The sequence below is a fragment of the Echinicola arenosa genome (assembly GCF_014841125.1).
GTDB classification, from domain to species: domain Bacteria; phylum Bacteroidota; class Bacteroidia; order Cytophagales; family Cyclobacteriaceae; genus Echinicola; species Echinicola arenosa.
This window is the reverse complement of record NZ_JACYTQ010000003.1, coordinates 38,343-61,951: the sequence shown is the minus strand read 5'-3', so window position 1 is coordinate 61,951 and position 23,609 is coordinate 38,343. Positions and strand designations below refer to the sequence as shown.

Below are 23,609 nucleotides of genomic sequence, written 5' to 3'. Positions count from 1 at the left end.
AATTAGCCTACCAAAAAACAGGCAATACTCCAAAACACCCAAACTAACCTATTCCATTACAAATAACTCTTGACTTTTGGTATTGTTGTTAATAACCACCCTACAGGTGTCTCCCAATTTTATGGACTTTCCATTGTTGCCCATTATAATCACGGTTTCCTTTTCAAAAGGATTAAGTGTCCTTACCTGTGCATCTCCAAAAAGCTGCCACTCATCTTTTATCTTTACCTCTAATTTTAGACTGGTTTTCTCGGAACTTACTTGACCAAAGTTCATGACTTCTATCTCCCATTTATTTTCCTGATCAATTTGACGAGGCCTGGTTGTTGATAACATTGGTTCTAAATAATTAACCCAGGGCAATCTAGAATATCCAAAAAGTAACTTGCCTTGAGCATCTTTTCCCAATAGCTTCCCAGCAAAATTATCCTCATTAAAAGCATGTCCCTCCGCCTCAAAAATCAAAATCAAATCTTCTCCTCTTTCTTTGGTATCTAGCAAAACACTACCACCACCAAAATTTATTACCTCAGACGCTCCAAACCTCAAGGAACTGAAGTCCATATCAGTTTTAGGATCAAAACCTGGCTCAGCCTTTACTATCACTAAAATCTCACGGGTATTTTCTGTAATCTTCTTGTTCAACAACTCAATTTGCCTTCCTACAGTCAGAGGAATTCCAATATTCTTGGAGCTGTGATTGTCACCAGGTTTATCCTCATGTTTTAAAGTATCAATGACAGCAAAATTGGCTTGTACAGCCCTCCCTAATCCATCTTGAAAAATCTTTAATCGCTCATATTTAAACCAATCTTCTTCTACACCATCTTTATAGACAGTTATTCCAGGCTGATAAGCTTCTCCCGGATCAGTCTTCCAATGAACCCCATCCTTAGACCTCAAATAAAAAGCTATTCTCCCAAGCCAGTCATTGACAATCATATGGTATTGAATATGGTCTTTCCAAATTACAGGGTCCTCGAAGCGACCATCTACAGGAGGGTAAACCCTTTCATTTGTCAATTGTTGATAAGAGGAAAGTCCGTCCTTACTCAACCAAATTCCTCCTCCCCTACAAACCATCAAATAAGAGCCATCCTCACGTCTTGCAAAAGACAAATTGGATAGTCCCTCTATAATAGGCCGGTCACGGGGATCAAACTCAAACTGACCATATTCCCATGGACCACCTAAATTTTCTGAAATATAATAGCCGTCAATTACATAAATGATAAACCTTCCATCCTGCAATTGAAATATTTCTGGGTTGTGCCCTTTTCCTATCTCTTCTACAACTTCAAAAGGACCTTCTGAATTGTCACAAACCGCGTGTACCACTGTTGAATTGGGCCATTCCATATGACCTTTGCTAGAGGACTCTGGCCACCGGCATATAAACAAATGATACTTTTGATCTTTTCCATAAACAATGTTTCCTCCCCAATAAGACCACTCCTTATCTTCAATACCGTTTTCCATATAACGAGGAATTACATTCGCGGCTCCCCAAACGCTATCTACTAATTCTCCAATAGGAGATATCTTATCAAAACGATCCAAAAATCTTCCGCCCAAAACCAGTTCGTTCCATTTTTCTGGTCGTTCTCGGTGAACCACTTGAGCCATACCCTCACATGACCAAACGAAAATCAAAAAACTGAATACCAACACTTTATCAAAACTACCCAACCTCATAAAATTTAACTTTTTAAGATTAATTTTTGTCCAATTTAGATTCCTAATCCCGATATTTTGAAAACCTTAATCGTAGATTAGGAAGTAAGAGACGGACATAAAACAAATAAAGTAGCATTTTCAACAATAGCTACCCTATAAAGAAACGAAAGGCAAGTTATATATAAAACTTACCTTTCCCTTATAATCCATTAATTACTTAACAGTCAAAACAATAAGTAATCACAAAATAATTTTCACATAAATAGATTCCAGATTCACTTCACTTTTTTAACCCGAATATTGAACTTCATCCAATAAAAACTGCTTTCAACTTGGCAGCTTCTTTAAGCAAACCCTTTTTACAATTATTTCATTTTTACCTTAATTGGTTTAAGCCCTTTTGTGCTGATTTTAATTCCTCCTTCGCCATCTATCCTCACATATGCTCTTAATCTTCCGTGGTAAGTTTTTCTGTGCTTGCTTTGATAATCCTCGTGACTACTCAAATCACCACTCTCTAAACCAAGTAATTTCAACTGTCCATCAAGGTCTATTTGAATCTCCCTGTCATCAGAAATAATTCTGTTACCAGCTTTATCTTTAAGCTCTATATCCAAGTGAACAACATCTTTTTCATCAGCTTTTAATCCCTCACAAATGGTAGCTTCAATATGATCGATCTTCCCAGGACTGCTTAGTGCATAAGAAGCTACTTGCTTATCATCATTATAAGCTATTGCTTTCAGAGTTCCTTCCTCAAAAGGAACAGACCAACCGGGCATGGATTCAGAAGAATAATTGATTTTCTTTTTACCCAATGACCGATCATTTAGCATCAGTTCTACTTCTTCCACATTGGCGTAAACGGCCACCCACTTCTCTTGCCCTTTCTCACCAATCCAAGTATCTTGGATTCTTCTTCTATGATTGACATTCTCTTCACTATTGGTGATACCGATATAAACCATTGGAGTATCGTTCCAAAGACTCTTTCTAAAATAGAAGTCTGGCTTGGGATAGCCTGCCATATCAATGATGCCTGCTCCGCTACTTCTAACTGGCCAGGGCCGAGCCTCTCCTAAAAAGTCAAAGGCTGTCCACAAAAACTGTGAAGCAATATGTTTGTTTTCAGTAACCGCCTGCCAAGCTTCCAAAGCGTCTCCATTTTCACTACCATAAATTACCCTATCAGGGTAGGCTTTATGGTCTTCTTGGTACCGATATTCTTGATAATTATACCCTACAATATCCAAGGCCTCAGGATAACTGGTGTGATTGGACATGGTTACCCCTGCTAATGCTGCAGTTACAGGACGGGATGTATCTACCGTTTTAACAGCGGCCACTAAACCTTCTGCCAATGGCCCCAGTTGAGATGCAGCTGGATTATCTTTCTGATAACCTCTTCCATATATTTGGGGATTTCTTCCCTCATCCAATACTGGGTGGCTGTAAGGATCATTCGGGTAATCTATCTCATTGCCAATACTCCACATAAATATGGAAGGATGGTTTCTTGAGCGAAGGACCATATCTTTAACGTCTTGGTGTCCCCACTCCGCAAAAGCATCGTAGGACCCATCATTGCCAGGCGTTCCCACATTCCAACCTTCAATCCATTTATTCTTTCCTCTCTCCCATTCATCAAAAGCTTCATCCTGAACCAAGAAGCCCATTTCATCACATAAGTCATACAAATAGTCCTGATGCGGATAATGGCTCATCCTAATGGCATTACACCCCAAATCCTTTAACGTTTCCAAGCGCTTGGCCCATACCTCTTTGGGAACAGCAGCTCCAAAGGATCCTGCATCATGGTGAATGCAAACTCCCTTGATCAACATGTTTTCCCCGTTGAGAAAAAACCCTTCATTGGCATCAAAACGAATGCTTCTAAAACCTACCTGATCAATATAACTATCCACTTGTTCGCCATCGGTCCACAAACTTACTTCAAGTTGGTACAACTGAGGAGAGTCTGGTGACCATAAGTTGGGTTGCTCCACTGACATATACAGGGTCTCATGATTTTTACCTTTTGAAGGTACAAAAGAGACTAATTCACTATTTGCCACTTCACTTGAACCATCTAATAAACGGGCTTTGATGCTTACATTTGAGGTTCTATCGAAAGTATTTATGATTTCAACCTCTACTTTCGCCAGTGCTTGATCATTATTTATCTCAGGAGTACTAAAGAAAACTCCCCAAGTTTTGAAATGTACTGGTTCTTTGGTGATCAAGTATACATTTCTATAAATCCCTGAACCAGTATAATACCTTGAATCTGCATATTGACGATGATCCACCTTTACAATCACCTCATTTTTTTCTGCATTGAGGTATTTTCCTATTTCATAATAAAATGCAATAAACCCATTGGGACGCTTTCCCAAATAATGTCCATTGATCCATACTTCACTGTTCTTATAAACCCCATCAAAATACAGTTGATATTCCTTAGAGTTATCCCAATCTATAAGATCGAACTGCTTTTTGTACCAACCTACCCCACCAGGCAAAAAACCTGTACCACTTGCCCATTCAGGACTAAATGGACCTTCCACTGACCAATCATGCGGTAAGGTTATGGCTCTCCAATCAAGGTTTTCTGTTGATCTTAAGTCTTCCAAAGAAGTAATTTCATCAGCTTTGATAAATTGCCAGTGCTCATTAAATAGCGTTTTGCCCTGTTCCTGTCCAAACATCTGATGGCTTATGCACAAAAGCATCAGCCCACATAAAAAGGTTAAAATTTTAGTATAGGTTATCACGGTTTATATTGGAATTTTATGGTTTTGTAATCACTGTGAGGATTGACCTAGCGGGGATAATAAGCGCTGAGCTATTATCGACTTGATCTACTGGGGTCAAATCCTTGTCTTTGCTGGTAAGGTATAAGGTGGTATTAGAAATTTCAGATCCATCCAATGATAAATTTACTTCTACTTCCTTATTGGCTGAATTGATCATTACATAAACCACATCTTCTCCTTCGGGATGCTGATAAGCAGATACCAAAAGTTCTGGGGATTGACCTTCTTTGCCATCTATGGTCACTCCTACGCGCTTATATCCAGGCCTTATAAATCGGCTATAATTACCAAGAGCCCATAGCATTTTACTTTCGTAATAGTTGCCATCTGCTTTCTGATAATCAATATACACCAGACCATCTTTATAGTCATAAGGAGAGACTCCCAGCCACCAGTGCCATGCTGTGGCCTGAGCTACGGTGAGGTCATTATGAATTACCCTGGCCATATAGAGTGCTGGGTCAATTCCCAAATCCCTACCTGAACCATTGATCTCTCCAGCATTGTCACCTAAAATGCAGTATTCACTCATCCAAAAATTTCTCCCCTCCAGAGAATTCATAGCAGATTTGACTTGAGCTCTTCGCTTCACAGCTGCCTCATGAGGAGAAGTGGTAAAATAACTATGGGCAGAAATGGCATTTCCCACGTGGGTTAAATCACCAATGTAATTATTAGATGACTCATTAAAGAAATCCGTAATTTGATTGCCTCTACCCTCTTTATCCGCTTGCTCGTACAGGTAATTAATTTTGCCTGCTTCAGCAATATCAATTTTGGTATCCATACCCTCAGCCGTCAGTGCTTTATCCAAAGCCTTCACTATTCCTGAAATTTCATTGTTCCAATAAGGAGTGCCTTCTTGACCTCCATCAGACCAATCCCATTGAGGTTCATTGACAGGACTGATATAATCCACCTCTAGTCCTTTACTTTGTAGGCCTTTGATGACTTGGGCTAAATAGACTCCAAATGCATCGTATTTCTCAAAGGACAAATTGGACTGGCCATTTTCAGCATAGGCTTTTCCTGTTCTGGTCATGGATACTGGAGGGCTATTAGGAAACACCAATAGTTTCTCCACTCCAAACTCTTGTGCTGTCTGCGCAAACCAAACTTGACCTGCTTGCTTATCCCAATCATACGTTCCATCGCTGTTCAAGAAAGATTCCGCCCTTCTCCATTCATCATTGATTCCACTTTGTTCTCCCTGCTCAGCACTTCCTGCACCAATATTAAAGCGCCATAGGGACAAACCAATTCCATCAGGCTTTCCATTTGAATCATTCTGTTGGCTGAACAGCAACTCAGCAATTGCCCTTTTCTTCTGCTCGGGCCATAAACCTACAAACTGACAAGACCAAGCATCTGAAGCCCCAAAGTGTTCTATGGTCTGATAGCTTGTACTGGTTAGTGCGTTGACCTGGGTGACCTGTTCATGCACTTCGTCAGGCTGTTTTTCCTTTCTTTCTGAATTGCAAGAAAACGCTACTAAACAAAGTAACCCTGTCCAAGCATAAAAACTTCTCTTCAATTTTCCCACGTTACAATCTTTTCTTCATTAAGATAATATTATAAAAAGGGAAACCCTTTTGGATTCCCTTTTTATTGTTTCAAATTAATTATAGCCTGGGTTTTGATCCAACTGGTTATCGGATGCGAGGATCTCAGCTCGTGGGATAGGCAACCAATAATGTCTATCCAAGAAGCTTTTTCCTTCCAAGGCAATCTTTCTTTCATAAGTCAAAGAACCATCTCCTGCTTTTGTTACCGTGATGCCATAAGCTGGTTCGTTTTCTGTCTCATCAGCAATCAACCACCTTCTCACATCATAAAAACGATGTTCTTCGAAAGCCAACTCAATTCTTCTTTCATGACGAATTCTCTCCCTCATTTCGTCTTGGCTCAAGCCTGTTGGTAATGCCGGCATTTCTACACCTGTACGGCTTCTGACGGTATTGATAGCATCGTAGACGGTCGCATCTGGCCCTACGGCCTCATTTTGCGCTTCTGCATAGTTCAACAATACTTCAGCATAACGGAAATAAATCCAGTTTTGCGTTCCTGCCACTTCCCAAGGGTTTCTTATAGGCAATTCCTCATTGATAAACTTCCTCAAATAGTAGCCACTTTTGGTGGTATTCCAATTAGATGGACCATCTTGGCTGTCTCTGCCTCCCGGAAGGAAAGTTTCCACTTCACGGTCTCGGTAAGGAGCACCATTGTATAAAATAGTCTCATAGAATCGAGGGTCTCTATTCTCATATGGGGCACTGGCCTGCTCCTCATTATCCCAGCTAAAAGATGTCCCATCCATCATTTCATAATCATCCACTAAATTTTGCAAAGGTACATTACCTCCCCATCCATCATAGCCATTTGGACCATTGGCAATTTCAAGTGCTGTGTGACGGGCATTGATATTATAATAGCGGGCAAAAATGATTTCTTCATTGCTGTTGGAAGTCAAGAACAACTGACTATATCCACCCTGATAAAGGTTATATTGTTGCAAATCCATCACAGCTTTAGCAGCATTGGCAGCAGTTTGCCATTTCTGAATATCATTTGAACCATTTGTATACAATGGGCTGGCAGCATACAGCAATAACCTTGCTTTTAAGGCCAGTGCTGCTCCTCTTGTTGCCCTCCCTTCTTTCCAAGTTCCATCATTAGCCAATGGTAGACCTGCGGCGGCCGCATCCAACTCATTTGCTACATATTCAATCACTGCCTGCTTGTCCGTTTTTTCATAGAATGATGGATCAGTAAAATCCTCTCCCAGTTCTGGCACTCTATCTCCCATCATCACCACATCACCATAGTTACGGATCAAATCATGATAACGGAAAGCCCGGATAAATTTCAGTTCAGCAATCAAACGATCTTTACCGCTTTGACTCATATCCAGCTCACCAATGTTGGTAAGTGCATAATTACACTCTCTGATACTTCTGTAAGAACGACCCCAAAAAGTACCTGCAATCCCTGTGTTTTCGGGAGAAAGTTGACCTTGCTGGATAAACCAGGTGTTGTCGTCGTTGTTGTAAATGGACTCATCAGTCAATGAACTCCAGAAGGCATACTCAAAGCCACGACCAAAGCCTGGTTGGTAAGCATCACCTTCTTTGTTGGTTAGCCTTGCTCCTAAATAACGGTTGATTACATAGGCTTCAAATAATGTAGAATCTGATAATATAGATGCATCGGATACCCTGTCTGTTGGGACAATATCCAAGAAATCTTCTTTACAACCGACCAGCAATGAACCGATCAGTGCTATGACCATAAATGGTTTGATGATATAGTTACTTTTCATGTCGACCGATTTTAAAATTGAATATTTAGACCAAGGTTGATGATCTTCTGCTGTGGATAAAACTGACCACTTTCGCTGGATCCCTCGGGATCATAATCTTTCACACCTGTAACTGTCAGTAAGTTGAAAGCATTGGCATAAATTCTTAAGCTTCCAATAGAATACTTGTCCAAGAAGCTCTGAGGTACATTATACCCAATCTGTATGTTCTTAAGTCTTGCAAAAGTCGCATCGTTCAACCAAAAGTTATTGCGGTAAAGCCCTCCGCTAACAGCTGAAGAAGCTCTTTCACTTACTCTTGGGTAGCTTCCATTTGGATTGTTAGGGCTCCATCTATTATCTGCCCAGCTGCTATAGAAGTTACCCACAGTTCCTGATTCCGGCAAAACATATTGGCTCACTTGGCTTTGTCCAGAAATCACAGCGGAGAAATCAAAGTTTTTATAGGCTGCATTTAAAGTAAGGCCAAATGTGATCTGAGGAATATTACCATATTGAGTTCTGATCATATCATCCGCAGTAATCTCCCCATTGCCATCATAATCCTCATAAATTAGATCACCGAGCTGAGCACCTGGCACGTGAGGGTAATTGTCCAAATCCTCTTGCGTTCTGAAAATACCAATGGCATTATAAAGTAAATAAGTATTCAGGGGACGACCAGTTTGACGCTGATAATCCAAAACGCCTGGGGCTTCATCCACAAACACCAATTCATTTTTGGCATAGGTAAAATTACCTGACACACCATAGCTAAAATCTCCTTTATGCTGGTAACCTAAGGTTGCCTCCACCCCATGGCTTTTCACCTCACCAATATTCTCTGCCGGCACCAATGTCTCTCCATCATAAGGGTTCACGATTCCCGATGTTCCTGGAATGGAAGCATTTCTAGTGGTCAAAATCTTGGTCCTGTCCTGCTGGAAATAAATGAATTCAGTTGTAAACTTCTGCAACCAAACCGCATTGAAACCAATATCTGTCTTTGTGGCCACTTCCCAAGTAATATTCGGATTACCCAGTCTGGTCAAATCAATTCCCGTCACTACTTCATCACCGATTACATAGCGGTTGTTAAAGGAATAATTATCATAATACTGGAACTGGCCTACATTATCGTTTCCTAATTTACCATAAGAGGCCCTAAACTTTAAGTCATCGAAGAAACCAACGTTTTCACGGAACCAATCTTCTTCGGAGATACGGTAACCTGCAGATACAGATGGGAAGAATCCATACCTTTCACCAGTAGGAAAATTAGAGGATCCATCTACACGCATCTGCACTTCTGCCAAATACTTTTCCTGAAAGTTATAGGCTACCCGACCTATGTAACTTTTTCTGGTGTAGTTATAACTACTTCCCCAGTTGTCATAATCTGAAGCAGCTGCTCCACCTTGGGACAATTCAGGTGTCTCGGTAGTTGGGAAGTGAAGCCTTGAGGCTCCCATGGTATGGGTCCTATTCTCACTTTGCTCATAACCTACAAAAGCATCCACAAAATGATCTCCAAAATATTGCTTAAAGTTCAGCTTGATATTGGATACCATCATGGACTGGGTATAGTGCTCTTCAGAGAGTGTGGCTTGCTGGTCAGGACCACCTCCTACTACTACCGGGTTATAGGAATCACTTCCAGAATCATAATTATACAATGTGTAAGGTGTACTGAAAGTCCTGTTTCTATTGGAGCTTTCATCAATAGAGAAGAAACCATCTACGGATAAGCCTTCCAAAAATGGCAGCTGATAACTACCTCTTAATATCCCATTAAAAACATATTTTGGATTATGAGTCAGTCCGCCAGCATCCGTTGCCATTATAACGGGGTTGTTGTTTTCAATCCCTGTAGAAGGTAAGCCATTTGGATAAACAGCTGCTACAGTTGGGTAAGCCCTGTAAATCGATCTAAAAATAGTCCCTGCACTTTGGGTTGGGTACTGACGATCTTCTTTTCGCCCTGCCAAGGAAAGCCCCACTTTCAAACGTTCTGTGATATCAGCATCAATATTGGCCCGGAAGCTATACTGGTCGTATCGGGTTGCTCCATCCTTGTAAAGGCCATCTTGGCCTGTTTTGCCCAAAGACATAAAATAACTCATTGACTCAGAACCACCTCTCACACTCAAATTATGCTGATTTTGCAATGCCACGTTATTCAGCGACGCTGCAGCCCAATCTGTATTCGGGTAATTCAAGGGGTCGGATCCATTTCCGAAGAGAGCCAAATCTGATTCGGAATATACCTGGTTCATCCCTCCGTCAGGATTGTTGTAATAGGCAATTTCATTCCTGATTTGTCCATAAGTTGCAGCATCAGCCATTTCTGGTAACCTAGTGGGTGAAGAAAAACCTTGGTTGAAACTGTATGAAATAACAGGTTTACCAAATTCACCTCTTTTAGTGGTCACCAAAATCACTCCATTTGCCGCTCTTGAGCCGTAAATCGCTGCTGAGGCGTCTTTCAGGACAGATACGCTTTCTATATCATTTGGGTTCAAGCGCTCTAGACCACCAATTTGTCCTGGCACTCCATCTATCACCACCAATACATCGTTGTTTCCTGTAGTGGCTAAACCACGAATGCTAAAACTGGAACCATCATAACCTGGTTCTCCACCTCTGTTATTGGCGATGATACCAGAAAATCTGCCTGCCAGTGAATTGGAAACATTGGGTTGGGGACTGTTTTGCAAATCCCTGCCTTCCACTTGGGATATAGACCCTGTGAGTGTGGCTTTCTTCTGCTCACCATAACCTACTACAACCACTTCATTCAAAGCCTGCATATCAGGCTGAAGATTTACTTCAATGGTACTTCGCCCATTTACAGTGATTTCCTGAGATTCGTATCCAATAAATGATACTTTTAAAACGGGATTTTCAGATGAAACAGTGAGTTTAAAATTACCGTCAAGATCTGTAACGGTTCCATTGGAAGTTCCTATTACGAGCACTGAAGCGCCCGGAAGTCCCTTACCATTTTCATCCAATACTTGGCCATTGATTTGTTGTTGACCAAAAACATCGGGCACTGTGCACAGCATCAGAAATACTAATGACATGCAAAAAAGCCATGCCCTGGCTTGTAATTGTGTTGGCATGTTTTTTTAGGTTTATTGTTTTTAATTTATTTTAAAAGATTTCATAACAGCACCATACTATTATGAAAAAGCTTAAGACAATTTTCGAAAGAATTGCTGTTTCATCAGGGGTACTAATCAGCAAATCATGGGGTACAAAACGTCCAAAAGATGTTTATTTTGGATTTTATTGGCATTTTTGAAAACAATTACCGTGATTGTGATCAATGAGACTACCCCTAATAGCCCTAATTATTTTTAACTTTGTTTCCATAGTTTTCGCTCAAGAAGATCGAGCAGAAACACTTTTGCCTAGCTCAAACCAACTTACTTTTTATTTGCTGGATGTGGAAGCTGGATTGTCACATAATTATATCAACAGTATTGAGCAAGATTCCTTGGGTTTCATATGGATCGCCACTTTGGAAGGCCTGAACAGATATGATGGACAAAAATTCACCAACTACAGAAAAAATAACCGATTGCCTAATAGTGGACCGGCAAATAACTATATCCAAAACATCCAACTGACCAAGGATAACCAATTACTCTTGTCTACCGGTGGCGGGCTCAATATTTACCATCCCAAAACAGATTTGTTTGAACTTAAAGGAAAGGAATTTGGACTTATAGAAAACAATGTCAACTGCACTGCAAGCACTCCAGACGGGAATACTGCATTGGGAATCTATTGGGGAGGATTGCAGATTATCAATCAAAACAAAGTACTATTCTCCTACTCCCATCATCCAAATGATTCGCTGTCATTATCCTCAAACCAAGTGACTTCTCTGGCTTTTCAAGGCGACTCCATTCTTTGGGTGGGCACTTTTGACAAAGGTTTAAATAAACTCAATTACAAAAATAAAAGTCTTCGACCGGTAAAATCAAATACCATAGCCTCCAATATAAATAGTCTATACACTGATGAAGACGGTAACCTATGGGTAGGTGGCAATAAAGGAATCCAAATCATCAGCAGCAAAGGTGACACTTTGAACGTTTCGGCTGCTGCTACACCACAGAAAGGGCTTTCAGATGACAATATTCTTTGCTTTGAAAAAGACCAGCTTGGACAGCTTTGGGTAGGTACACGAAATGGTGGTCTGAATATCATTAACCCAAAGCGGCTTTTGAACAATCATCAACTTTCCATCCAATGGTTTCTGCCAAGAAATGATGGTACCAGCGTTTTTAACCGTACCGTTGCTTGCTTGAAGCTGGCTCGGGATGGCAATATGTGGGTGGGTACCAGCACGGGGGTGAATGTGGTCAACCCGAATGGGGATCCCATACAGTTGATTCAACGAAATCTATCCATCAAAGAAACCATTTCCCATGACCGTATTGGGTCTTTGGCTTCTGGTCGAAATGGAAGCATTTGGGTAGGTACTGATGGAGGAGGATTGGACCAATATTTCCCCTCCTCTGGTCAAATCACACACTATGAACATCGAATGGATGTCCCTAAAAGCCTCTCCAATAATTATATCATTTCCATACTCGAAGACAGTCAAGGCAGGGTGTGGGCTGGCACCTATCAAGGTGGGCTAAACCGTATGATTGAACCCCAAGGTAATTTCAGACATTACTTACAGGGAAGCCAGGAAAAAGGGAACGATGTAAGGGTAATTTTCGAAGACCAAAGAGGTCAAATTTGGGTGGGTACTAACCGGGGAGGCCTCTATCGTTACCACCCTCCTATTGATGATTTTGATTATGTCAAACAACTTGGAAAAATAGACATTCGTGATATTGTAGATGATGATCTGGGGAACCTTTGGCTTGCCACTTTCGGCAATGGTATCATCCGCTATAATTACCTTACGGGAGAACAGGAACAGTATAATGAATCTACCGTTTTTGGCTTTCCTGGAGATATAATTTTTAGCATTGAAAGATTGGAGAACGGAGAAATACTCGCAGGAAGTAGATATGAGGGATTGATCAGGCTTGATCCAAAAAATAAAACTGTGGCAGTATTTTCCCAAGAAAATGGGCTCAGCAACAATACCATTAACAGTATTACTAAAGGTAAAGACGGTAAAATCTGGCTAGGCACTTTTCGTGGGATTAGTTTTTATGACCCCACTACCAATGAGATAGGAAACCTGAATGCCTATAATAATATTCAACAAAGTGAATTTAACATTGGAGCAGCACTCACTGATAAAAACGGTAAAATCTATTTAGGTGGCAACAAAGGCATCAATGTGTTGTCTCCTGATGCCTTACACCAGCAGACTAGTGATTACCCGCTGATCTTTACAGACCTTCGATTAATGAATAAAGATGTGGTCATTGACAATCAAGAATCGGGAATTTTGATCACTGAGAACATCCCCTTTTTAAAGCAATTGAATTTAAATTATGACCAATCTTTGGTTTCATTGGATTTTGTAGCTTTAAAATATCCTTCTGGCAATGACATCAATTATGCCTATAAACTGGAGCCTTATCATAATCAATGGATCGAAACCAGTCAAATTGGGACAGCTAATCTCAGCAATATTCCTCCGGGTAACTATACCCTAAAAGTTCAAGCCAGTAGCAATGCTAACCATTATGCAGAGAACCAGATGGCCATTGTCATTGCTCCACCATTTTGGAAAACTTGGCCTGCCTACCTGATTTACCTGGTCGTAGCAACGGGGCTTGTTGTAGGTGGAATGAAATACTATGCTGACCGTTTGAAATTAAAAAACTCACTGCTATTTGAGAAGAAACAACGGTCACTGGAACATGAACTCAATGAGGAAAGGGCACGCTTCTTTACAGGCTTTTCCCATGAGCTGAAAACCCCACTTACCCTAATTATGGCTCCAATAGAAGACTTGCTGTTAGAGGTTAAAAATGCCCCGTACCGAAAAGAATTGTTATTGGTCCAAAAAAATGCACAGTATCTTCTGGAAATGATCAACAAGCTATTGGAATTCAGAAAATCAGAGTTGGATCTCAATAGACTTCAACTGAAAAACCATTATATCCTAAGCCCTCTCAAACAATGGGTAGAGGAATACCAGCCGCTAGCTCAGCATAGAAAGATCGAACTAAAAACCCAATTTCCTGATGAAGACTTTGTAGCTGCTATTGACTTGGAAAAGCTTCATATCATTGTCAATAACCTTCTTTCCAATGCCTTGAAGTACTGTAGGCCAAACGACAAAGTCAATATTAGTATTCAAACACACCCAGAACATTATGAAATAACTGTTCTGGATAATGGGCCCGGTATTCCTCTCGAAAACCAACAACGAATATTCAACTGGTACTATAAAAGTGGCTCAACCAATACCCAACAAGGGACAGGTATTGGGCTGGCCCTCACGAAAAGATTGGTTGAAGATCATCAAGGAAGAATATCTTTGGTCAGTCAGGCAAATATGGGCTGCATTTTCTCTGTGATGCTTCCTTTGCAAAAATTGGAGGCCAATGTCGAAAAAGAAGAAGACTCTGCCTTGATCAACTCTACTATTTGGTCTCCCCAACTGGACAAACAGGAAATGACTACTCCTAAATCCAATTTAGATTTGAAAGAGGAAAAGCAGGTGGTCTTGTTGATCGATGACAACCCTCAAATTTTGTCTTACCTTGATCATTTGCTGGAACAAGAATACGATCTTATTCATGCCGCAGATGGACAGAAGGGCTTGGAAAAAGCGCTTCAATATATTCCTGACATTATAATTTCTGATATAATGATGCCTGTCAAAAATGGAATCGACCTTTGTGGAATCCTCAAAAGGCAAAAAGCAACAACCCATATTCCTGTAATCCTGCTTTCTGCCAAAGACAGTGTGGAAAGCATCACCAGTGGTTTTGGGAAAGGGGCCGATGAATACCTCACCAAACCTTTCAACGGTCAGATTCTCAGGTCAAGAATCATGAATCTATTGGATGCAAAAGCTCGTTTAAGGGATTACTACCTAGGTAAACAAGAAAATCTGGAAGAGCTCAACGAAGTTCAAAAACTTGCCATATCCAAAGAAAAGGCATTTCTCAAAAGCTTGGAAAGCCATATCTTAGATCAGTTGACAGAACAACAAACTGATGTGGACACCCTCTCGCAACTGATGGGCATGAGCCGTACCTCTCTCTTCCGTAAACTGAAAGCCCTAACCGGAAAAAACATCAACCAATATGTCCGAAGTGTCAAAATAAAACGGGCGGCCTACTTAATCAAAACTGAAAATCTTGGCGTAGCCCAGGCGGCTTATGAAGTGGGCTTTAGCAGTCCCAAGTACTTTAGAAAACTTTTTAAGGAAGAATTTGGCTATTTACCATCTGAAATACCAAGTAACGAAGAAACGGTTAAGCCTTAGTTAGATCCCAAAGTAATTGAGGAGTCCCATCCACTCTTTTCTCCTGATAAACAACCCACTGACACAACCACCTTTGCCAACTTAAGTCCAGGCTAAACATTCTGACACCACATAAAATAGCAACAAAAAGTAACATATCAATTTCGTTTTATTTCTATTTTATATTACATATATTACAAAACATTACAAACATCATTCATCCATGAAAGATAAACTACTCTTTTTTATTTTAATACTTTCGACTTTTGCTTGTAGTACGAAAAGTGGCCGAACTTTTACTGAGCAGGAATTAACCATTATTCCCAAACCCAACAAAGTCATTGTAAATCATGCTTCAATGGTGCTTGAAGATGGAGTAAAAATAATTGTAAAAGATAGTACCCAAAAAGAAATTGCCACACTTTTCTCTTCAAACATTCAGAAAGAAACAGGGCTAGCATTGGAGATTGCTGAAACAGGAAATGCCCTAATTCGTTTTGAAACCAATGAAAATCTTCCCAATGAAGCCTATCAGTTGGAGGTTAGTCCTGAGCAAATTGTGATCAAGGCATCCGGAAAAGCAGGCTGGTTTTATGGCACCCAGACTCTAAGACAGTTAATTACCCAAGACTCAACAGCGTCTTCTTCTAAAACGCAATGGCTAGTACCCGGTGTAATCATTGATGACCAGCCGCGATTTTCCTGGCGAGCGTATATGCTTGATGAGGCCAGGTATTTTCAAGGAGAAGAATTTGTCAAAACCATTTTAGATCAAATGGCGCTTTTGAAAATGAATGTCTTTCACTGGCACTTGACTGATGATGCAGGCTGGCGAATTGAAATCAAAAAGTATCCGCTACTCACACAAATAGGTTCACAAAGAAATGATTCGGAAATAGGCACTTGGAAAAGTGGGAAAACTTCTGGAGAAGCCCATGGAGGATTTTACACCCAAGATCAGATCAAAGATATCGTAGCCTATGCTGCAGCTAGGAATATTACCATTGTACCTGAATTCGAAATGCCAGGGCATTCCAGTGCGGCCATAGCTGCCTACACTTGGCTTGGTACGGCTGGAAAGGACATTGATGTTCCTGTCAAATTTGGCAGGCACTATGATAATTATGATGTCACCAAGCCAGAAGTCATTGGGTTTACCAAAGATGTCCTCAGCGAACTATTTGAGCTTTTTCCTTCGGAAGTAATCCATATAGGTGGAGATGAAGTAGGCTATAAAGTATGGGAAGAATCCCCCCATGTCCAGGAGTATATGAAAACGCAAGGGATTAAAACTCCTGCAGATCTACAGATTAACTTTACCAATAAGATTTCACAGTTTATCGAAGAGAACGGGAGACGCATGATGGGGTGGAATGAAATCATGGGAAGCAACATCCATCAAGATTTTGGAGAAAAAAAGGATGATAAAGAAGCTGAAACAGCTTTGGCCAAAAATGTAGTGGTTCACTTCTGGAAAGGTAATCTGGAGCTGGCCACTGAGGCGGCAGAAAAAGGATATGGAATTGTTAACTCGCTACATAGCAATACCTATTTGGATTACAGCTATAAAAGCATCTCTTTGCAGAAAGCTTATAATTTTGATCCTATTCCCGAGGGATTATCTCCAGAATATCACCAAAATGTATATGGTTCTGGCTGTCAAATGTGGACAGAATGGGCACCGACCAACGAAGTGGTAGAGTATCAAACCTTTCCTAGAATTGCAGCTTTTGCAGAGGTTGATTGGACCATGCCAGAAAAAAAGGATTTTGCGTCTTTTAAAAAGTCACTCCAGCGAATTCAAAAACATTGGGACAATTCGGGGATTAATTATGCACCTGTACTGGGTAAAGAGTAAAAGCTAGTAAGTTGATTGATGCTTTAAAGCAAGGTAAAGTCAGTATTACCTTGCTTGTTTTAATACAGCTTTAGGGGGATTTTCGTCACATCAGCTTAAAATAAATACGAAAAAACTGTTTACTTTTTCTAATGCTTCATCAATTTTATGTATGTCTGTTCACCAATTTCTGACTTGACAATTATTTCATTTTATAGATCCCTAACTGAATAATCAGTCATCTTTTCATTAAAGGTTCCTTTTCAATAAAATTCGATTTAGCTAATATAGGTTGCATTTTTAAGCTTAAACATGTTTAATTAATTCAAATTATTATTTAAATTACAATAATAACTCACCAACAAACTATATTTACCATGAAAAAAGCTGCAATATTAATTCCTTTTTTATTAGCAATGTTTATTGGGGTTCCAGAATTACTGGCTCAAGAAGTAGAAAAAAGCGAAATTTTAAACGCCATGAATAGTTTTGATGATTTGGACATCAGTGCCGATAAAAAGGACAAACTCAAGGAAAGTAACAAAAGTGCAGTTGACAATCTTTTTGATATTGCCAAAGGAAATGATACTCCTGAAGAAAAGACCATGAAATTCAAAATGGCTAAAGAGGATAATGCAAAAATCTTTAAAGACATTTTGGGTGAAGATGATTTTAAAAAGTACAAAAAAACTGTCAAAAAGAAGCTCAAACCTTTCAAACGAAAAGCCAAGCTAGTAGGCTTTTTACTGTAAAACACTCAAACTGGGAAACAGTGGTTTCCCAGTATTTTTACACTGGTACTTCGTCCTAATTCTCATAATAAACAACTCTGAACACCCTACCTAAAGAATCAAAACAGATATCTATTCCCTTTTTAGCTTGTATTGGAGTCGCATAATGGTAAGTAGTATCAGCGTTTTCATTAGGCAATTTGCTTTCAGGAATTCCCATGATTGCTAAAGCGCTAGCCTTGTCCATTCCTTCATAAACATCATAAGATTTTACAACATTCTCCCATGCTTCCTCTTGATTGATATCAAAAAGATTCCATGCCATTGTCCCAATTAGAAAACTTAAAAACACATAAAATAAAAAAGTTCCTTTGATCATATTAGTTTCGTTTCCTATAGTAAGCGCTAATACACTAATTTTGTTTTCATTTTATTCAAAAATTTTCGTTTAAATTTTAGAAATATTGATTTCTGGCTATTCATTTAAAATTGCTCCATCCTTTTTTCGATCTATAAACAGTCCAACAGTCCTTTATAGCAATCAGAACTAATTTTAGCATCATTTGCGCCCGAGCTTTTTCTTGACTGACCGCTCATAATGGGAGTATTTGTATGGACACAAAAATAATCATATGTTTAGTAACCTTTTGAAATATACCCCATACAAAAAATTACTTCTAAAAAGTCTAATCTTAAAATGAAAAAACCGCTAATTGCATTAATCATACTTTTTTTGCCTTTTTTCCTGGAAGCCAGTGAGCTGTATGAGCCTATTGAAAGTTTTCAAGCCGATCGGTCCGCTTTAAATAGAAAGTACAGCAACCATCTCTCTTCTGAATATTTTGATCGCATCGAACTTTTATACCAAAACTGGTTGGAAAAGCTAAAGGCCATGGACTATCAAAAGCTGAGTGCTGATGGAAAAATAGACTACCTAGCTTTCAAAAACTATTTAGAAAAAAACCTTTACTTCCACCAGCAAGAGTTCAAAGAATTTAAGGAGGTAATGGATGTAAAAAGTTTTGCAAAAGAACTGGAAGCTTTTTACATCTTCAGAAGAACCGCTGAGAAACCTGATGCCAAAGCCATCGCAAAATCATTTACAGAAGCCAATAAAACCATCCAGCTAAAATGGGAAAGCATCAATGAAACTCCTTTTGACAGCTGGCAAAAAGCTGAATTAGCTTCCAGTACCATTAAGGAGCTTAAGGAAACTTTGAAGGAAGCCTATGATTTTTATTATGATTATGATCCAGATTTCACCTGGTGGGTTCAGCAACCTTGGAAAGAACTGGAAAAAACCCTTAATGAATATAGTACATCTTTATTGAGCCATTTCCAAAATGACATTGTCAAAGACGATGGTAGCGGTATTATCGGAAAACCAATTGGTGCTGAAGCCATCAAAAAACAATTGAAGTTTGAACTCATCCCTTATTCAGCCCAAGAATTGATTGATGAAGCCAATAAGCAGTTTGCTTGGTGCGAAAAGGAAATGCTCAAAGCTTCCAACGAATTGGGTTATGGAAATGATTGGAAAGCAGCCTTAGAGTATGTCAAGAATACTTATGTACCAGAGGGCGAATGGCCAGGTGATGTGGTGGAGTTGGCCAATGAGGCGACAGATTATTTAGAAAAACATGACCTGATCACCATCCCGGAATTGGCCAAAGAAGCTTGGAGAACCAAGATGATGTCAGCCGAACGCCAGAAAGTAAGCCCATTCTTTCTGGGTGGGGAAACCATTATCATCTCGTACCCAACTTCTGAAATGAACCAAGAGGACAAAATGATGAGCATGAGAGGAAACAATCCCCATTTTTCCCGTGCCACAGTACAGCATGAACTCATTCCCGGACACCACCTACAAAATTTTATGATGCAAAGGCACAAACCTTACCGGAGAATGTTCTATACGCCTTTTTGGATGGAAGGATGGGCATTGTACTGGGAATTGAACCTGTGGGACAAAAATTTCCCTCGCAATGCAGAAGACAGGGTTGGAATGCTTTTTTGGAGAATGCACCGCTGTGCAAGAATCATCTTCTCGCTCAATTACCATTTGGGCAACATGACCCCGCAAGAATGTATCGACTTCTTGGTTGAAAAAGTCGGCCATGAGTATGCCAATGCGGAAGCTGAAGTAAGAAGATCATTTGAAGGAAATTATGGCCCACTTTATCAAATAGCTTATATGATTGGTGGTTTTCAGTTCTATGCCCTAAAAGCCGAAATGGTAGACACTGGAAAAATGACAGAGAAACAGTTCCATGATTTTATCCTGACCCAAAATGCTATTCCCATTGAACTGATCAGGGCAAGAATCACTGATGAGACTTTATCTAAAAATCATCAAACCAGCTGGAAGTTTTTAAAAGATTAAAAATTAGAGAAAACAATAAGGGAGGTAGCCGAAATCTGGTCACCTCCCCATTTTATTTAATTTTTCAGGATTTACTTTAATGTAAATATTTATCCAATTCCTTACCTTTCTCTGGCTCAATATTGTTTCTTTCAATATCCTTAAAGTATTTGTAAGTTCCCACTTTGAGATCAATGGTCGCATCTTCATCACATACGATCATGGCCTTATTGTGTAGCTGTAAAGCGCTTAAAGTCCACATATGGGAAACACCTCCCTCAACTGCTTTATGCAATGCTCTGGCCTTTTGATGACCACTGACAATCACAACCACTTCTTTTGCATCCATCACGGTGCCAACCCCAACCGTCAAGGCCAACTTAGGTACTTTATTGATATCATTGTCAAAAAACCTGGAATTCACTTGGCGGGTTTCAGTATTCAAGGTTTTCACTCTTGTCCTAGAGCTAAGCGAGGAACCTGGTTCGTTAAATGCAATGTGCCCATCTGTCCCAATTCCACCCAAGAACAAGTCTATTCCTCCAACAGCTTTAATCTTTTCTTCATATTGACTGCACTCCAGGGCCAAATCTTCACAGTTACCATCTAGGATATTGATATTTTCCCGAGGGATATCAATATGATCAAAGAAATGATGGTACATAAATGAATGATAACTTTCCGGATGGGTTTCTTCTAAATCAACATATTCATCCATATTGAAAGTAATGACATTATTAAAAGACAATTGTCCATTTTTATGAAGCGCTATTAACTCCCGATAAGTCCCTATTGGTGAAGAGCCAGTGGGTAGGCCCAAGACAAATGGCCTCGAATGCTTTTCCTGATGTTTTTTGATTTTGTCTGCAATATAATCCGCCACCCATTTAGAGAGCAAATCATAGTTATTCTGGATTAGAAGCCTCATTGATTTAGTATTTAGATGCCAAAAAGCTTATTTTTTTTCTTACTTAATTACCTAATTAATATAAATCATTAATTAAATATTTTACCTATTTGAATCTAAATATACAAAAATATTCAAGATGACCATTTCAATTTCTTTCGAAAAAATGAAATGTAAAATAAGTCATACTGATCTCCTATTTTGAAAAAATAAAAGCCCTTACGCATTATTTTGCTGTAAGGGCTTATTCTTCTTCAGTCTTATAACTGATCTTTATAAGGTCGATAATCCGTTAAAAATCCTCCCAAGCCGGAGGATCTATTCCGATCAAATTCTTAACGAAGAAATCCCTCCTTTTATGTTCTCCATATTCTCCACCAGAACTATGCCCCATGCCAGGCACCATTAGAAAATCGAAATTTTTATCGTGTTTGATCAGCTGGTTTACCAGTTGATAAGTAGAGGAAGGATCAACATTATCATCAACTTCTCCAACGATTAACATCAACTTTCCTTCCAGGTTTTTGGCATTGACCACATTGGAACATTCTTCATAATGCTTTCCAATAGGATAGCCCATCCACTGTTCATTCCACCAAATTTTATCCATTCTGTTATCATGACAACCGCAGGAAGATACAGCAACCTTATAAAACTCTGGATGAAACAACAAAGCTCCTGTTGAACTTTGACCACCTGCAGAAGTGCCAAATATCCCCACCCGATCCAAATCCATATAAGGTCTGGTCTTAGCGGCTTCCTGCATCCATAAAATCCGATCTGGAAAACCAGCATCCTTAAGGTTCTTCCAACAAACATCATGAAAAGCTTTAGAGCGATTGGAGGTTCCCATTCCATCAATTTGAACTACAATAAAGCCCAATTCTGCCAGTTCATTCAGTCCTCTATAATTTGGAGCAAAAGACTTTGGAACAAATGAACTGTGAGGACCTGCATAAATATATTCTATCACTGGGTAGCTTTTTTCGGGGTCAAAATTGCTTGGTTTGATGATCAGCCCCCAAATGTTTGTCTTCCCATCTCTGCCCTTGGCCGAAAAAATCTCAGGAGCTTTCCAGCCTGCAGTCTCAAGTTGAGTGATGTCTGCTTCCTCAATTTCCATCAACACCTTGCCAGAGGACACTTCTTTCAATTGGGCTACAGGAGCCATGTCCTGAGTCGAAAAAACATCAATAAAATAAGTCAAATTGTCTGAAAACGAAATGCTATGATTGGCTTCTTCTGTTGTAATTTGCTGGAATCCTTTTCCATCCAGTCCCACTTTACAGAGGTGTAGATGGTAAGGGTCTTCTTTTTTGTCCATTCCGCTGGCCAAAAAATAGATTTGACGTTTTTCCTTATCCACATGCATCACTTCCCTGACCACCCAATTACCTTTGGTTATTTGGTTTTTAACGGTTCCAGATTCCCCATCATACAGGTACAAATGCCTCCAACCATCTCTCTCTGAAGCCCAAATAATTTCTTTACCATCCTCCAGGTCCATTCTAAACTTCTTACCACTATAATCGATAAATGTTTCACTTTGCTCTTCAATCAGTGGACGGATAGAACCGGAAGCTGCATTCACTTCCAACACCCTGTATACCTGGTGTCCCCTTTGGTTGTATTCAAAGGTAAATGCCCTACTATCTTCTCTCCAAATTATTCGACTAAGGCTAAAATGGTTTTGAATGAGTTCATCACTTATGGGTACAATTTTCCTTTCAATAACATGGAAGAGAACAGGTCTTTTTACTGGTAAGGCATCACCCGGCTTTACATAATCTCTGGTTTGTAGCTTCGGTTGCAGTTGATCTTCAGGAGAAGACTCAAGCAATGTCAGTTTCCTCACCTCAGCAGGCCTGACGCTATAGGTAGCCAGTTTTTTACTATCTGGCGACCATTGGATATCTGCAGCATAATAATTCCCAGGCGAACCATCAAAGCTTAATTGGGTGCTTTCCTTGCTGCTTAAGTCTTTAACCCAAACATTGTGCTCACGAATATAGGCTTCTTTTGTTTTATCAGGTGAAACCACTGGTTCCCCTTCCCTATCGCTCCATCGCGTCCCCCAATAACCACCTCTGGTTTCCACCTTTTCTTTCTTAACAAGCATTTCATCCTCCAAATCATACTCCCAATGATACCCTTTGGCTTGAAATTTCATCAGTTTGCCTTTTTCTTCCAGTTGAACTCTGCTGATGGGTAGTTGATAGGCTTTAATAGTATCATATGTTTCATTGGAAAGTAGAAGAGCAAGTCTTTCCTGATCAAATAGTGACTGCTTGTGGCGTTCCGAAACGATGACCTGCATGTACTCCTCTCCTTTTTCTGTTTTCATCTGATACCAAAATTTTTCAGTATCCTTGATCCAGTTAAAGCTACTTGGGGAATGATATACTTTGGCAAAAGCTTGTTTAATGGAATCAGCTCTTTGGTAATCTACTAATTCCCCTTGCGCCTTAGCTCCAATACTAATCAGTGCAAACAATACGTAAACAAAACCATTTTTTATGTTCATTGTAATCAAGTTAAAAGTTAGATTCAAATCAGTTTCATTTTTAGCAAAAGAA

General features: G+C 39.7%; 12 protein-coding genes. 4 read left to right on the top strand and 8 right to left on the bottom strand.

The genetic code is table 11. From position 1 onward, the window contains the following. Positions 1–48: 48 nt before the first annotated feature. The 5 genes from IFO69_RS09620 to IFO69_RS09600 all read right to left on the bottom strand — a co-directional run bounded on the left by IFO69_RS09620 (position 49) and on the right by IFO69_RS09600 (position 10,916). Positions 49–1,695 carry a glycoside hydrolase family protein gene (locus IFO69_RS09620; protein WP_192009896.1) on the bottom strand — a complete coding sequence of 549 codons (1,647 nt, stop codon included), beginning with the start codon at positions 1,693–1,695 and terminating at the stop codon, positions 49–51. A gap of 347 nt (positions 1,696–2,042) precedes the next feature. Beyond that, positions 2,043–4,385, bottom strand: coding sequence for a glycoside hydrolase family 2 TIM barrel-domain containing protein (locus IFO69_RS09615; RefSeq protein WP_192009895.1), 2,343 nt, complete (start codon positions 4,383–4,385; stop codon positions 2,043–2,045). Positions 4,386–4,467: 82 nt separating this feature from the next. Then, a complete protein-coding gene (locus IFO69_RS09610) occupies positions 4,468–6,036 on the bottom strand; it encodes a glycoside hydrolase (RefSeq protein WP_317173447.1) in 1,569 nt (522 codons plus the stop codon). A 75-nt stretch (positions 6,037–6,111) separates the two neighbouring features. Continuing rightward, positions 6,112–7,812 carry a RagB/SusD family nutrient uptake outer membrane protein gene (locus IFO69_RS09605; protein WP_192009894.1) on the bottom strand — a complete coding sequence of 567 codons (1,701 nt, stop codon included), beginning with the start codon at positions 7,810–7,812 and terminating at the stop codon, positions 6,112–6,114. 11 nt (positions 7,813–7,823) lie between these two features. Beyond that, positions 7,824–10,916: a SusC/RagA family TonB-linked outer membrane protein gene (locus tag IFO69_RS09600; RefSeq protein WP_192009893.1), complete on the bottom strand. Its 3,093-nt coding sequence runs from the start codon at positions 10,914–10,916 to the stop codon at positions 7,824–7,826. Positions 10,917–11,122: 206 nt separating this feature from the next. Here IFO69_RS09600 and IFO69_RS09595 point away from each other — a divergent pair, with 206 nt between their 5' ends. The 3 genes from IFO69_RS09595 (at position 11,123) to IFO69_RS09585 (ending at position 17,785) form a co-directional block, all read left to right on the top strand. Further along, a complete protein-coding gene (locus IFO69_RS09595) occupies positions 11,123–15,217 on the top strand; it encodes a hybrid sensor histidine kinase/response regulator transcription factor (protein ID WP_192009892.1) in 4,095 nt (1,364 codons plus the stop codon). A 202-nt stretch (positions 15,218–15,419) separates the two neighbouring features. Continuing rightward, positions 15,420–17,054 carry a beta-N-acetylhexosaminidase gene (locus IFO69_RS09590; protein ID WP_192009891.1) on the top strand — a complete coding sequence of 545 codons (1,635 nt, stop codon included), beginning with the start codon at positions 15,420–15,422 and terminating at the stop codon, positions 17,052–17,054. A 356-nt stretch (positions 17,055–17,410) separates the two neighbouring features. Next, positions 17,411–17,785, top strand: a complete 375-nt coding sequence (locus tag IFO69_RS09585) for a hypothetical protein (protein WP_192009890.1) — start codon at positions 17,411–17,413, stop codon at positions 17,783–17,785. A 55-nt stretch (positions 17,786–17,840) separates the two neighbouring features. Here the strand turns inward: IFO69_RS09585 and IFO69_RS09580 are convergent, their stop codons facing one another. Then, positions 17,841–18,143 (bottom strand): hypothetical protein, encoded by a 303-nt coding sequence (locus tag IFO69_RS09580; protein WP_192009889.1) that lies wholly within the window; start codon positions 18,141–18,143, stop codon positions 17,841–17,843. 318 nt (positions 18,144–18,461) lie between these two features. On the opposite strand from IFO69_RS09580, the gene IFO69_RS09575 reads away from it, so the two are divergent. Beyond that, positions 18,462–20,147, top strand: a complete 1,686-nt coding sequence (locus tag IFO69_RS09575) for a DUF885 family protein (RefSeq protein ID WP_192009888.1) — start codon at positions 18,462–18,464, stop codon at positions 20,145–20,147. Positions 20,148–20,223: 76 nt separating this feature from the next. On the opposite strand, the gene nagB is transcribed toward IFO69_RS09575, so the two are convergent. Further along, complete coding sequence (nagB, locus tag IFO69_RS09570; protein ID WP_192009887.1) at positions 20,224–21,054, bottom strand: glucosamine-6-phosphate deaminase; 831 nt, start codon at positions 21,052–21,054, stop codon at positions 20,224–20,226. Positions 21,055–21,325: 271 nt separating this feature from the next. Continuing rightward, positions 21,326–23,557: a S9 family peptidase gene (locus tag IFO69_RS09565; RefSeq protein ID WP_192009886.1), complete on the bottom strand. Its 2,232-nt coding sequence runs from the start codon at positions 23,555–23,557 to the stop codon at positions 21,326–21,328. Positions 23,558–23,609: the final 52 nt, after the last annotated feature.